The following is a 13,285-nucleotide window of genomic DNA, read 5'->3' as shown; positions in this document are numbered from 1 at the left end:
AAAATGCTGTGACTGAGAGTGGTGATGCGAATATTAGTGACAGGTGGTTGTGGGTTCATCGGATCTGCCGTGGTCAGGCATTTGATCCGTCATACCTCTCATGAAGTCCTCAACGTGGATTGCATGACCTATGCGGCCTCGGAAGAAACTGTCGGCGATGTGGCTTCTGACCCACGTTACCGCCATGCTGCCGTCAACATCGTGAATGGTGTCGAGCTTCAGAAACTTTTTGAGGAGTATCGTCCTGATGCGGTGATGCATCTCGCTGCCGAAAGTCATGTCGATCGTTCGATCGATGGGCCGGGGGTTTTCGTCGAGACAAACGTCACCGGAACCTATGCCCTGCTGGAGGCGGCCCGCCGGTATTGGCAAACGCTCGACGCAGAGGCGCAGAAGGCTTTCCGCTTTCACCACATTTCGACAGATGAAGTCTTCGGGCATCTCGAACTGGACGATCCGCCATTTACCGAAACGACGCCCTACGATCCGCGTAGTCCGTATTCAGCGTCCAAAGCGGCGTCTGATCATCTGGTGCGCGCCTGGTATCACACTTACGGGTTACCCACCTTTGTCACCAACACCACCAATAACTACGGTGTCTGGCACTTCCCCGAAAAGCTGATCCCGCTCGTGACGATCAATGCGCTCGAAGGCAAGGAGCTGCCGGTTTACGGCAAGGGCGAAAATATCCGCGATTGGCTGTTCGTTGAAGATCATGCTGAGGCCTTGGTGCGGGCCGTGGAACGTGGTCAGCCGGGTGAAACCTATGCGATTGGCGCACGCCAGCCGCGCACCAATCTTGAGGTGGTAAAAACCATCTGTGCCGTTCTCGATGAATTGTCACCGGACCCGGCGGGCCCGCGCGAGCGGCTGATCCGTTTTGTTACGGACCGTCCCGGCCATGATTTCCGTTATGAGATCGACCCCAGCCATGCCGAACAGGCACTTGACTGGAAGGCGACGCATGATTTTGAAACGGGCATCCGCCGCACGGTACAATGGTATCTTGATCACCGCACATGGTGGGAGGGCATTCGCGCCCGACGCTACACCGGACAGAGACTGGGAACAAAAGCATGAGCGCCGCAAACTCGAAGCCGATGAAGGGTATCCTTCTCGCCGGGGGGTCAGGCACGCGTCTGCACCCGATGACATTGGCAACATCGAAGCAGCTGCTTCCCGTCTACGACAAGCCGATGATCTATTATCCGCTGACCACGCTTATGCTGGCTGGAATCAAGGATATCATGATCATCAGTACGCCTCATGATCTTCCGCAGTTCAGGCGCCTTCTGGGCGATGGATCCCAGTTTGGGGTACGCTTCGAATATCGCGAGCAGCCCTCGCCAGACGGTCTGGCACAGGCTTTTCTGATTGGTGAAGACTGGATCGATGGTGCACCTTGTGCTCTGGCCTTGGGTGACAATCTGATCTTTGCAGATCATCTGAGTGTGCTCCTGCGCGCAGCGGCTGCGCGCCCTGAAGGGGCGACCGTCTTTGCCTATCAGGTGCGCGACCCCGAGCGTTATGGCGTGGTCAGTTTCGACGAGAGTGGGCGCGCAGAGCGTATTGTCGAGAAGCCGACCGAGCCTGAGTCGAGTTGGGCTGTGACAGGGCTTTATTTCTACGATCATCGCGTCGTGGAGTTTGCGAAGAGGGTCAAGCCGAGCCCTCGAGGCGAGCTAGAGATCACCGATCTCAACCAGATGTATCTGGAAGAGGGATCGCTACAGGTCGATCGTCTGGGGCGTGGTTGTGCCTGGCTCGATGCCGGCATGCCGGACAGCCTCATGCAGGCGGGTCTTTTTGTGCAGACCATCCAGTCCCGACAGGGAATGCTGGTGGGATCTCCGACCGAAGTGGCCTATCGAATGGGCTTCATTGACCGTGAGCAGCTTATCACTCAGGGCAACGCCAAGAAGAAAACCGAGCTGGGTCGCATGTTGCTTGAACTTGCCAATCAGAACCAGTTCGGCCGTAGCTAGGAGAAGAGTGTTGAAAGTCGACCGTCTCGCCATTCCCGACGTGATTCTCGTCACGCCCCAGCGCTTCAGCGATTCACGCGGGTTCTTCTCCGAAACCTATAATCATCAGAAGATGGTTGAAGCCGGCATTGATCTGCCTTTCGTGCAGGACAATCAGAGCCTGTCGGTGCAAAAGGGCGTTGTGCGCGGCCTGCATTGTCAGCTCGCGCCTCATGCTCAGGGCAAACTCGTGCGCTGCACCAAGGGGGCAATCTGGGACGTCGCGATCGATGCCCGAACCGGCTCACCGACCTATGGTAAGTGGGTTGCTGCGGAACTCTCCGAGGAAAACTGGTCCCAGCTCTGGGTTCCGCCAGGCTTCCTGCATGGTTTTGTGACGCTTCAGGAAAACACCGAAGTTCAGTATAAGTGCACGGGGCTTTACGATAAGGCGTCGGAACGTGCGGTGATCTGGAATTGCCCGCATCTGGCGATAGACTGGCCGATCAGTGCAGATGAGGTGGTCCTGTCTGACAAGGACAAGGTTGCTCCTCATTTCACGGAAGCCAAAGGGTGGTTTCAGTACTCATGAGCACGACACCCGAATACAGCATTCTCGTTACCGGCGGTCAGGGTCAGCTCGCGACCTCGCTCAAAATCATCGGCAAGGAACGCGTCGTGCTGGTCGGACGCCCGTCGTTCGATCTGGCCGACCCCGAGACGATTTCAGCGACTCTCGAGCGTGTCAGACCATCGCTTGTCGTGAATGCGGCGGCCTGGACGGCGGTCGATCTCGCCGAGAGCAATGTCGAAGGCGCCAGAGCAGCCAACGAGACGGGACCTGCCGAGCTGGCGCGGTTATGCGCGGCTAAAGGCATTCCTCTAATTCATGTCTCAACCGACTATGTTTATGCCGGTGACAAGGGGGCGCCTTACGTTGAGACGGATCCTGTAACGCCTCAGACGGTATACGGACGTACGAAGGCCGCCGGTGAGCAGGCTGTGCTTGAGGCTCAGCCCAAAAGCATCGTGCTGAGAACGTCCTGGGTCTATTCGGGTCATTGCAAGAATTTCGTGAGGACCATGGTCAATGCAGGGGCGAAGAACTCGCACCTGAAAGTCGTTGGTGACCAATATGGAAACCCGACCAGCGCAGATGATCTGGCCAAGGCTATTCTCGCGATCGCGGATCAGATTCAGACCAGTTGGAAAGACAAATTCGCTGGTCTCTATCATGCCAGTGGTTCAGGCGAGACGAGCTGGCACGGTCTGGCAGTGGCAGCCCTTGAGGAGGCGGTCCGTCACGGTCAGACCATGCCTTTGGAAGTCGCGTCAATCGGTACCGCAGACTGGCCCACTCCTGCAAAGCGTCCTCAGGACTCCCGGCTCGACTGTAGCAAGCTGGAACGGGTTTTTGGCATTCGTCTGCCAGACTGGCGCGATGGCGTCGCGCGTGCCGTCGATGAGCATTTCGCCGACAAGCCGGCCTGAACGTGACGGGGCAGAACAAGGCTGTCTCTGCTTCACCGCGTCTCTACGCGGTAGGTGGGCGTGATTCAAAACGGGCGGCCCTGGTGCCGCCGATCGCGATTCTGCTCTCCGTTTATAATGGCGAGGCCTATCTCAATCAGCAGCTCGACAGTTTTCTGGTTCAGTCAGATGATAACTGGCGTCTGTACTGGCGCGATGACGGTTCGCAGGATGCATCGCGTGCCATTATGCTGTCCTTCCAGGAGCATCGGGGTCAGGGACGTTGCATTGAGGTCCCCGCCGAGCCGGGCAATGTCGGTGTGGCGCGATCCTATGCGTTTCTGCTCGACGCGGCACCACACGATGCGTTGATCGCTTTCGCGGATCAGGACGACGTCTGGGTCCCGCAGAAACTTGCATGGGCTCGTGAAAAGATCGAGTTGCTTCACGGACCGGCCCTGTATTGTGCCCGGCAATTGCTGACCGATGAAACACTCACTGTGCTGGGACCGTCTCTCTCGCTCGAGCGTGCACCTGATTTTCGTTCTGCCTTGATCCAGAATCTGGCCACGGGTCACACCGTCCTGCTTAATGCGGAGGCCGCGACATTGATCCGACCGGTTCCGCCGCCCAAGGGTGTGTTGCACGACTGGTGGAGCTATCTGCTTGTTTTGGGAACTGGCGGTCAGGTTGTGTTCGATGAGCGTTGCGTCAGTTTCTATCGACAGCACCCACGCAACGCAGTTGGCGTCGAACGTTCCCGTATCATTCGGGGCGCTCGTGCTTTACGTCGTGGCCCGAAAGTTTTTATGGCGCTGCTGGCTGGGTTGGTCGATCGTCTGAAGGCTCCAGATCTTGGAGTGGAATTGTCTCCTGAGGCCAGAGATTTTCTTGCCAAGCTGGAAGAGAGTCTGAAGGGCTCATGCCTGTCTCGTTTGCAGTTGATGTTATCAGAGCGCGAGTTTACCCGTCAGCGCACCGCTGAGACCTGGCTTTTTCGACTGTGGTTTGTGATTTACGGCAGCAGAAGCCCAAAATCCTGACAGGTGCGGCGCATGATGTCGTGGGGCTCGGCGCGCACTGATACCTGCTCTGTCGGCAACGTGGCGTCGAGGGCCCGGCTCATGAGATGCAGCGGGCCAGCATTCCCCCCATAACGTCCATCACCGATGATCGGGCTTCCCAGAACTGCGCAATGGACACGTGCCTGATGGGTCCGTCCGGTCAGCAGCGTCAGCTCCAGAACAGCTCGCCCTTTTCCGCGGGAAAGCACGCGCCAGTTTGTCTGGGCTTTCTGGCCATCTGGATGCGGAGCCATGTGCCAGCCTTCCCGGGCGGTTATTTTCTTTATAGGAGCGTCGATCATGCCTTCGTCGGCCGCAGGAGCATTGTTGACGACAGCCCAATAGGTCTTCTGGACCTGACCCGAGGCAAAAAGCGCCTGCGCGTCGATCAGAGCCTGTTTGCGAAGCGCGATCATCAGGCAGCCAGAGGTGTCGGCATCAAGACGATGCACCAGCCAGGGACCATCCTTGCGTCGTGACAGGAGCGGGAACAGCGCTTCGACCGAATGTCTGGTCTGCGGACCGGGATGAACCGGCAACCCGGCAGGCTTGTCGATGACGACAAGGCGCGGGCTTTGATACAGGATCGGATAGGGAAAATCAGTAATCATCGGAAGAGAAAACTCAGTCTTCATCGCGCTGACGACGGGCCAGAACCTCGCGTTTGCCGACATGGTTGGCGGCGCTCACGATCCCTTCCTTTTCCATCTGCTCGATGATTTTGGCTGCGCGGTTATAGCCGATCGACAGATGACGCTGGATGAAGGAGGTCGAGGCTTTGCCCTCGCGGGTTACGAGATCGACGGCCTGATCGAACAGGCTGGCTTCGGCGTCATAACCGCCGCCGCCCATGCCATTACTACTGGAGCTGCTGCTTCCCTCATCTTCGAGGTTAGAGACCACCTCGTCATTATAGATCGGTTCGCCTTTGCTGCGCAGATCGGCGACGACATCTTCCACTTCGCTATCGGCTACAAAAGGTCCGTGTACGCGCGTGATGCGAGCAGCGCCCTGCATGTAGAGCATGTCGCCCTGGCCCAGAAGCTGCTCGGCACCCTGCTCGCCCAGAATGGTGCGACTGTCGAATTTACTGATGACCTGAAAGGAAATGCGTGTCGGGAAGTTGGCCTTGATCGTGCCGGTAATGACATCGACGGAGGGGCGTTGGGTCGCCATGATGACGTGGATGCCTGCGGCACGCGCCTTCTGGGCCAGACGCTGCACGGCTGTCTCGATTTCCTTGCCTGCGACCATCATGAGATCGGCCATTTCGTCGATCACCACGACGATATGGGGCATGGTCTCAAGCGCGAGTTGCTGCTCATCGAAAACGGGCTGATTTGTCTCCGGGTCGAATCCTGTCTGGACCCGTCGGGTCACCAGCTCGCCCGTGCCTCGTACCTGACGCACGCGCTGATTGTAGCCGGTGATGTTACGGACCTGCAGATGCGCCATGGAGCGATAGCGTTTGTCCATCTCACGCACGGTCCATTTGAGCGCTGCGACGGCCTTGTTCGGTTCCGTCACGACCGGTGTCAGCAGATGCGGGATACCGTCATAGATCGAGAGCTCGAGGATTTTGGGATCGATCATGATCAGTCGGCACTCTTCCGGCGTCAGCCGGTAGAGAAGGGACAGGATCATGGCGTTCACACCAACTGATTTGCCCGAGCCCGTGGTGCCCGCAATCAGCAGGTGAGGCATTTTGGCCAGATCGGCATAAACAGGGTTACCCGCAATATCCTTGCCCAGCGCAAGGCGAAGCGCCGCGCCTGGTTCATGAAATTCGGGCGTGTCGAGCAGTTCCGAAAAATAAACCGTCTCGCGCGAGGCATTGGGCACTTCAATACCGATGACATTGCGACCCGGCACGGTGGCGATACGGACGCTCAGAACCGAGAGAGAGCGTGCAATGTCATCGGCAAGCCCGATAACGCGTGCGGAGCGGATGCCGGGGGCGGGTTCGAGCTCGTAGAGCGTAACCACCGGGCCAGCATGGATATCGCCGATTTGCCCCTGTACGCCGTAATCGGACAAAACCTGCTCCAACAGACGCGCATTGGCCTGAAGCACTTCGTTCGACGGGCCATTATGGCCGAGATCGGGCGCCTTGCGGAGCAGGCCAAGTGAGGGAGCCTGCCAGCCTGTGTTGTCCCAGCCTGCCTTCCGGTCGCTGCTGGCGGAGCCTGGGGTGGGGTTTCGGTGCGCGCACGTCCGAAGCCGAAAAGACCGCGCTTGGGTTCTTCTTGAGGGAGTGGCTGTGGTGCTGGCTCTTCCGTCAGAGGTGCGGGATCTTCCGCTTCGGCATAATGGGTCACGGCAACATGGCGTTGCCCGCTATCCTGATCGCGGGCGATTTTCGCCAGCTGGACGGCATAGGGGTTCGACGGCGGCGGCTCAGCGGTAGGGGCCGGTTCGGGTTCTGTCCGCGCAGCGCGCAGCGCCGGGAGCGTCTCTTCCGTTTTTTCCGGAGGTTGAAGCCATCCGGTATTGGCCGGAATGAAAGGCTGTCGTGCAGCCCCCTGTGTCCGCCGAGGTTCAGGGTGAGGATGCTCGTGACGATAGGCGTTCGCTTCGACCGGTTCGTAGCTGCTCCAGTCAGGGGGTGTCGATTGGCGGGCACGGTGACCCATGCGCCGGGCAAGATGTTCCGAGCCTTTGCCGACGGAGCGCGCACCCCTGAACAGGGCACGCCATTCGCTGCGTCGCAGGCCCAGAGCGAGCGGAACCAGAAGCAGGGTCAGCAGCAGCCCCAGAAGAGAGAAGACGATCCCTCCTGTGCGTCCCAGGGTCGCCCGTCCGGTCGATACGAGATGGTCCGCGAGCACAAGTCCGAGTTGCCCCCCCAGACCTGCTCTTGAAGGCCAGGTCGTCGTCAGGACCGGCATCAGGACCTGAAGTGTCGCGATCAGGGCTGCGGCGACCGGTAGGAGGCAGAGAAACGCGATCAACCGCAGGATGGGCACGCTGAGGGCATGATGACGGACGATCTGCCAGGCCCAGCATAGCATGACGATGATCGGTAGAGCACTTGCGAGGCCGAGCCATTGCACCAGGGCGTCGGCAAGCGTCGCGCCGGGCTGGCCGAGGATATTGGTCGGGACGGCCTTGGTAGCGGTGTCGAAGGACGGATCCTGTGGGTTGTAGCTCCACAGGGCGACGCTGAGGGCGAGGGCGAGGGCGAGCAGAATAAAGCCACCAAGCTCCGTCAGCCGGTCATGAAACTGGCTGCGTAGTCTGGGGGAGGCATTGGTGGGAGAAAACCGGCGGCTGAACAAAGCCAAATTCGCATCTTCCTGTTCTTGCGCAATACGTTGCACCCCGCGCATGGGGCGTCGAGCATCGTCTGAAACTATTCCTGTCGTGTGGCAGAACTATAGCGGAACAACGCGACGAGACGAGAGTCAAAAAGGACCGGATTTCGTCAATATCGTGCAAAGCAGCGCTCTTCCTTCCTCCGTCAGGGAGGGTCATCTTTTGGAAAGAGTTCCGCGTTTATAATGATAGAAAACACTCTGGCCGGTGACCCCTGAGGGCCGGTCTGGCGTCATCGCCGGGGAGAAGGCGAGCTGCGAGATCAGGATGCGCGCCAGATACGCACCTGAGCAACGCCGAAACGCCGTTCGGCAAGCAGAGGAAGGTCGATCGAGATTTCGTCTGCAACCGCGCTCTCGGCGACAATTACGGCGTTGGGATCGATCCAGTTTGAGCGGGTCAGCGCCTTGAGGGCGGCTGGGATCAAAGCCTTGCCATAGGGGGGGTCGAGAAAGACGAGCGTGCAGGGGCGTGATGCGCGCGGAGCACGCGTCACGTCGCAGGTCAGCACCGACAGATCTCGGTCGTCGAAGCGACAGGCTCGGATATTGGCGGAGATAACGGCGCGCGCGCTGCGGTCCTGTTCCATGAAGATGGCCGAAGCAGCACCTCGTGAGAGCGCCTCTAACCCGAGGGCACCAGTGCCCGCAAAGGCATCCAGAACATGGGCGTTGTGCAAAAACTCCATCCCGCCCCATGGGGCATGGGCCAACATGTCGAACACGGCCTGTCGTGCGCGGTCGGAGGTGGGACGGGTGGTCTCGCCACGAGGAGACTGAAGGATAACGCCTTTGCGCTCGCCGCCGACGATACGCATTATTCTTCTGTCGCTTCGGGCGCAGGCGTTGTGTCTTTCACGACCCGACGGACACGGCGCGGTGCGGCGGCGAGGCCCGGAATCTGCTCACGCAGGATCTTGCCCTGAACCTCTTCGATCTCACGCTTTTGCAGCGTGCCGAGCTGGAAAGGTCCGTAGGAAACACGGATGAGGCGGCTTACATGCAGGTTCAGGCCTGTCATAACGCGGCGGATTTCCCGGTTCTTGCCTTCCTGCAAACTGACGGTCAGCCAGGCATTGTCGCCCTTCTGAGAGTCCAGCCCGGCCTCGATCGGGCCATAGCGAACGCCATCGAACTCGGAGCCCTTGGCCAGTGCTGCAAGTTTGCGCTCGTCGACGACGCCGAATACGCGAACGCGATAGCGTCGGATCCAGGCATTCGACGGCAATTCGAGGCGTCGAGCCAGTTCGCCGTCATTGGTGAGCAGCAGAAGCCCTTCGGAATTGATATCGAGGCGTCCGACACTGACGACACGCGGCATGCCTTCGGGCAGGGAGTCGAATACCGTCGGGCGGCCCTGCGGATCGCGATGGGTCGTCATGAGCCCGTCAGGCTTGTGATAGCGCCAGACGCGTGTGTGCTCTTTATTGCCGATCACCTTGCCGTCGAGCTGGATGATATCGCCATCCTGAACGAAAGTGGCCGGATGCTCGACCGGAGCACCATTCATACGAATGCGCCCGGCCTCGATCATGCGTTCGATATCGCGTCGGCTGCCTGCGCCTGCGCGGGCCATCCATTTGGCGATGCGGTCGCCTTTTTGTTCTTCAGTCATGCTCGTCTGTCCTGTGGTGTCGCGTGTCGGGCCGCGTCGATCAATCCAGCCAATAGACGCGCATCACCGGGATCGATAGCGAATTCCGGGTGCCACTGCACCCCCAGACGAAAAATTCCATCATTCGTCTCGATGGCCTCGATCACACCATCCGGCGCGCGGGCGCTGATGGCAAGGGCGCCGGGGTCCCGCACACCCTGATGATGGGAGGAATTGACGCGCATCGTTTTCTGGCCCGTGCATTGCGCCAGAAGGCTGTCGGATACGACATGGATCTCATGCCCGGCTTCATTGCGCGGGTTAGGTTGTTCATGGGCGATAGGGCCTGGAGCATGGTCGGGGAGGTGCTGATGAAGCGCCCCACCCCAGGCGATGGCCATGAGCTGCATCCCGCCGCAGATCCCGAGAATGGGCAGGTCACGCTCACGGGCAGCGGCAAGAAAGGCCAGTTCGGCTTCGGTGCGGCCAGGCTTGAGTGTGGTTGCTGGATGAGGCGCTTCCCCATAGAGCGCCGGATCAGGATCGAAGGCGCCGCCTGTCACGACCAGACCATCGAGACGGTCGATCAGATCCATGGCGAGAGCCGGATCGTGAGGCAGGCCGACCGGCAGCCCGCCTGCCTTGATAACAGCGTCGAAATAATTCTGACGCAGGGCGTAATAAGGCCAGCGCGAAAAGGCCTGCGGTCCGCCGGGCTCGATATCGAGGGTAAGGCCGATGAGAGGTGCGCGTGTCATGATGACGATGTAAACAGGGTTTTGAAGCAAACCGAAAGCGCCTGCTTACCGAGAGTGAGAGATCCTGTGTGCGATAATGTCCGACAATCTTGCGCCAGCCTGGGCTCGACGCCCGGTGAGGCTGCGACGGACCGTATTGCGGCTCGCGACGGTATGGTCAGGGCGCTCGATGTGGCACGTCTTGCCGCCTCACAGGGAGAGGTGCCCGTCGGGGCTGTTGTCATTGGCCCAGAAGGCACTGTCATCGCTCAGGCGGGAAACGAGGTTGAGCAACGCAAGGACCCCAGTGCTCATGCGGAGATCCTGGCCATGCGTGCGGCCGCCGCGGTTCTTGGCGGGCGCTCGTTGTCTCATTGTACGCTGGTGGTCACCCTCGAGCCCTGCCCCATGTGCGCGGCCGCCATGGTGCATTTCCGGCTGGGGAAGGTGATTTACGGAGCCTACGACCCCAAGGGCGGGGGTGTCGATCATGGGCCACGGATTTTTGAGCAACCCGCCTGCCTGCATCGGCCTGAGGTGGTGGGAGGTCTCTGTGAGCAGGAAAATGCCTTGCTTCTGAAGGAATTCTTCAGATCGCTGCGTACATCGCGCGCTCTCTGAAATGGATTACCACGTTTTTACCCTGCGCCATTCTAGACGAACCCAGGGCGGCTTCATAAGTTTCTCTTACCATACCGCACCCAAGGGGGTGCCCAAGTTGGAAAGATCATGACTGACGCCATGCTTGTTCGTTCGACGCCTTCACGGAAATTTCGCCCGCTGGCCCTGATGGCGGCCACCGCTCTTTCTCTCGGGATCGGCGCGACGTCCCCCGCCTGGGCCGAAGCCGATCACCCCCCAGACACAGCTCCAGACCCTGCCGAATTTCGTCAATCTGGTGAAGCAGGTGAAGCCTGCCGTCGTGTCCATCACCTCGCGTATCCGCGCCGACGTTGCGGAGCAGGAAGAGGGGGGCGGTGGTGGCGGCCAGCAGATGCCGCAGGGCATGCCGTTTCCGTTCCCTTTCCCATTCCAGATGGCGCCTCAGGCACAGCAGCCGCATCGCACGGTTGAAGCGCGCGGCTCGGGCTTCATCATCTCCAATGATGGGTACATCGTCACCAACAACCATGTGGTGAACGGTGCGACCAAGGTGTCTGTCACTCTTGATGATGGCACGGTTCTGCCTGCCAAGATTATCGGTCGTGACCCGAAGACCGATGTGGCCCTGCTCAAGGTCAAGCCGAACGGCAAGCTCTCCTTCATCGAACTGGGCGATTCAGACAATGTCCAGCCCGGTGAATGGGTGGTCGCTGTCGGCAATCCGTTCGGCCTCGGCGGCACGGTGACGGCAGGTATCGTCTCGGCCCGTGGTCGCGACCTGAATGCCGGCCCTTATGACGATTTCATCCAGATCGACGCGCCGATCAATCACGGCAATTCGGGCGGCCCGCTTTTCAGCCAGAATGGCAAGGTGATTGGCGTGAATGCCGCCATCATCTCGCCGTCCGGTGGGTCGATCGGGATCGGCTTCGCCATTCCGTCGAACACGGTCAAGAGCGTTGTCGATCAGCTTCGTACTTCCGGCCACATCACGCGTGGATATCTGGGTGTGCTGATGCAGCGCATCTCCCCGACTCTGGCTCAGGCGCTTGGTCTCAAGCCCAGCGAGCCGGGTGCTCCGCCTGAAGGCGCCCTTGTGGCACAGGTGAGCCCGGGCGGTCCTGCCGAGAAGGCAGGTCTCAAGAGCGGCGACGTTGTGACGGCACTCAACGGGACCAAGATCAAGAGCGTGCATGATCTGGTAGTGCATACGGTCTCCATGAAGCCCGGCACCGATGTGACGCTTACGATCTTGCGCGATCAGAAGGTTCAGACCCTCAAGGCCAAGATCGGCAACATGCCGAAAGATGGCGAAGGGGCCGATGCGACCTCGAACGACGATTCCAGCCAGTCGGGCAGCGGCAAGATCGGGATCTCTCTTGCTCCGCTCTCGCGCGATATGCGTCAGCAGCTCGGTGTCGATGACACCGTCAAGGGAGCGGTCATTAATCAGATTGCCCCGGGATCACCCGCGGAGCAGGCGGGTGTGCGTCCCGGTGACATTATCCAGGCCGTGGGGAACACGCAGGTCGATAACCCCCGTGCTGTGCTGACCGCTGTGCGCGGTGTGCTCAAGAGCAAGCAGCCGATCCTGCTGCGCGTTCTGCGCGACGGGCAGCAGATCTTCATCGCGATCGCACCGTCTGGCACCGACACCGATGACGATGGCAGCGACGACTCCAACTGAGAGAAGACGCTTGCAGGCGAGGAAGGCGGGGTCCGAAAGGCTCCGCCTTTTTTGTTTCCGACCAGGTGAGCGCGTGTTTGCCGTGCAGAGGAGCTTGCGGCAAAAGACAGGGATGACCCGTATCTTTATCGACTCAGATGCCTGCCCGGTGAAAGACGAAGTCTATCGCGTTGCCGGACGCTACAGTCTGCACGTGTTCGTCGTGGCCAATCGTATGATCGCTTTGCCGGACTCACCCCTGATTGAGCGTGTCGTTGTCGAGTCAGGTCCCGATGTGGCCGATGACTGGATTGCCGAGCGCGCGGCCGAGCAGGACATCGTGATTACAGCGGATATTCCTCTGGCCGCACGATGTGTCGAAAAGGGAGCTCATGTTCTCGAGCCAAAGGGGCGTCTTCTCGATGGCGATGCCATTGGCATGGCGCTGGCCATGCGCAATCTCATGACCGATCTGCGCTCGGCAGGATGATGACACCGGGTGGGGCTGCTTTCGGCAAAGCCGATCGCTCCCGCTTTCTTTCTGCGCTGGACACGCTGGTCAACAAGGCGCGCAAGCCACGTCTGAGACCCATGGTCCTCCCTCCGGAGTGAGCCGGGATGGATCGACGTTTTCTTGCATGAAGGCGCGCCAGGCGACGAGCCAACGCATCTGTGTTCGAAGATCGGTCACCAGCCCTAAACGAATTATGGCCAAATTCTTACGTTCATGTCATTTTTCATGAAATGATCCGACCGATCCTTGCTTTGGTTCCTGAGAGGCAAGGGGGAGATCGCCCGGTCGGGCTAGCTTGTTTTTTTGGAAATCGATTTGCCCATGACTGTTTCCACGACCCAGACTGCGCCTGATGTTCA

The 13,285-nt window shown here is 59.7% G+C and carries 10 protein-coding genes and 3 pseudogenes; 8 read left to right on the top strand and 5 right to left on the bottom strand.

What is annotated here, in order from left to right; translation table 11 throughout:
* Positions 1-24 precede the first annotated feature (24 nt).
* From rfbB to JCM15831_RS03975, 5 genes are read left to right on the top strand one after another with little or no spacing between them, the layout of a single operon-like run.
* Positions 25-1,080, top strand: a complete 1,056-nt coding sequence (rfbB, locus tag JCM15831_RS03995; RefSeq protein WP_025822895.1) for a dTDP-glucose 4,6-dehydratase — start codon at positions 25-27, stop codon at positions 1,078-1,080.
* Positions 1,077-1,985: a glucose-1-phosphate thymidylyltransferase RfbA gene (rfbA, locus tag JCM15831_RS03990; protein WP_025822893.1), complete on the top strand. Its 909-nt coding sequence runs from the start codon at positions 1,077-1,079 to the stop codon at positions 1,983-1,985. The genes rfbB and rfbA overlap by 4 nt, the downstream gene beginning before the upstream one ends.
* A 10-nt stretch (positions 1,986-1,995) precedes the next feature.
* Positions 1,996-2,556: a dTDP-4-dehydrorhamnose 3,5-epimerase gene (gene rfbC, locus JCM15831_RS03985; protein WP_025822891.1), complete on the top strand. Its 561-nt coding sequence runs from the start codon at positions 1,996-1,998 to the stop codon at positions 2,554-2,556.
* Positions 2,553-3,455, top strand: a complete 903-nt coding sequence (gene rfbD / locus JCM15831_RS03980; protein ID WP_025822889.1) for a dTDP-4-dehydrorhamnose reductase — start codon at positions 2,553-2,555, stop codon at positions 3,453-3,455. Before rfbC ends, rfbD begins: the two co-directional genes overlap by 4 nt.
* 2 nt (positions 3,456-3,457) lie before the next feature.
* Complete coding sequence (locus JCM15831_RS03975; protein ID WP_025822887.1) at positions 3,458-4,477, top strand: glycosyltransferase family 2 protein; 1,020 nt, start codon at positions 3,458-3,460, stop codon at positions 4,475-4,477.
* Here JCM15831_RS03975 and JCM15831_RS03970 read toward each other — a convergent pair.
* The 5 genes and pseudogenes from JCM15831_RS03970 to JCM15831_RS03950 form a co-directional block, all read right to left on the bottom strand.
* Entirely contained in the window at positions 4,450-5,109 is a 660-nt protein-coding gene (locus tag JCM15831_RS03970; protein ID WP_035773875.1) for an RluA family pseudouridine synthase, read from the bottom strand. The two genes, JCM15831_RS03975 and JCM15831_RS03970, sit on opposite strands and share 28 nt — an antisense overlap.
* 13 nt (positions 5,110-5,122) lie before the next feature.
* Positions 5,123-7,827, bottom strand: a pseudogene (locus JCM15831_RS22405) (DNA translocase FtsK 4TM domain-containing protein).
* A 248-nt stretch (positions 7,828-8,075) separates the two neighbouring features.
* Positions 8,076-8,630: a 16S rRNA (guanine(966)-N(2))-methyltransferase RsmD gene (gene rsmD, locus JCM15831_RS03960; RefSeq protein ID WP_025822883.1), complete on the bottom strand. Its 555-nt coding sequence runs from the start codon at positions 8,628-8,630 to the stop codon at positions 8,076-8,078.
* Positions 8,630-9,427 (bottom strand): pseudouridine synthase, encoded by a 798-nt coding sequence (locus JCM15831_RS03955; protein WP_025822881.1) that lies wholly within the window; start codon positions 9,425-9,427, stop codon positions 8,630-8,632. Before JCM15831_RS03955 ends, rsmD begins: the two co-directional genes overlap by 1 nt.
* On the bottom strand, positions 9,424-10,164 hold the full coding sequence (locus JCM15831_RS03950; RefSeq protein WP_035773871.1) for a gamma-glutamyl-gamma-aminobutyrate hydrolase family protein: 741 nt from the start codon (positions 10,162-10,164) through the stop codon (positions 9,424-9,426). Before JCM15831_RS03950 ends, JCM15831_RS03955 begins: the two co-directional genes overlap by 4 nt.
* Positions 10,165-10,317: 153 nt before the next feature.
* Here JCM15831_RS03950 and JCM15831_RS03945 point away from each other — a divergent pair, with 153 nt between their 5' ends.
* From JCM15831_RS03945 to JCM15831_RS16495, 3 genes and pseudogenes are all read left to right on the top strand, one after another.
* Entirely contained in the window at positions 10,318-10,764 is a 447-nt protein-coding gene (locus tag JCM15831_RS03945; RefSeq protein ID WP_025822878.1) for a nucleoside deaminase, read from the top strand.
* 229 nt (positions 10,765-10,993) lie between these two features.
* A pseudogene (locus JCM15831_RS16500) lies at positions 10,994-12,433 on the top strand (Do family serine endopeptidase); the annotation flags it as partial.
* A gap of 112 nt (positions 12,434-12,545) precedes the next feature.
* A pseudogene (locus tag JCM15831_RS16495) lies at positions 12,546-13,024 on the top strand (YaiI/YqxD family protein).
* The last annotated feature ends 261 nt before the right edge of the window (positions 13,025-13,285 follow it).

It is taken from the genome of Asaia astilbis JCM 15831 (assembly GCF_000613845.1).
Taxonomy (GTDB): Bacteria; Pseudomonadota; Alphaproteobacteria; order Acetobacterales; family Acetobacteraceae; genus Asaia; species Asaia astilbis.
This window is presented reverse-complemented; position numbering and strand designations above follow the sequence as displayed.

What these genes read in the sequence shown, in the direction of transcription:
- rfbA (WP_025822893.1), top strand. Translation starts at nt 1,077, where the DNA reads ATGAGCGCCGCAAACTCGAAGCCGATGAAGGGTATCCTTCTCGCCGGG.
- rfbB (WP_025822895.1), top strand. Translation starts at nt 25, where the DNA reads ATGCGAATATTAGTGACAGGTGGTTGTGGGTTCATCGGATCTGCCGTG.
- JCM15831_RS03955 (WP_025822881.1), bottom strand. Translation starts at nt 9,427, where the DNA reads ATGACTGAAGAACAAAAAGGCGACCGCATCGCCAAATGGATGGCCCGC.
- JCM15831_RS03945 (WP_025822878.1), top strand. Translation starts at nt 10,318, where the DNA reads ATGGTCAGGGCGCTCGATGTGGCACGTCTTGCCGCCTCACAGGGAGAG.
- rfbD (WP_025822889.1), top strand. Translation starts at nt 2,553, where the DNA reads ATGAGCACGACACCCGAATACAGCATTCTCGTTACCGGCGGTCAGGGT.
- JCM15831_RS03950 (WP_035773871.1), bottom strand. Translation starts at nt 10,164, where the DNA reads ATGACACGCGCACCTCTCATCGGCCTTACCCTCGATATCGAGCCCGGC.
- rsmD (WP_025822883.1), bottom strand. Translation starts at nt 8,630, where the DNA reads ATGCGTATCGTCGGCGGCGAGCGCAAAGGCGTTATCCTTCAGTCTCCT.
- JCM15831_RS03970 (WP_035773875.1), bottom strand. Translation starts at nt 5,109, where the DNA reads ATGATTACTGATTTTCCCTATCCGATCCTGTATCAAAGCCCGCGCCTT.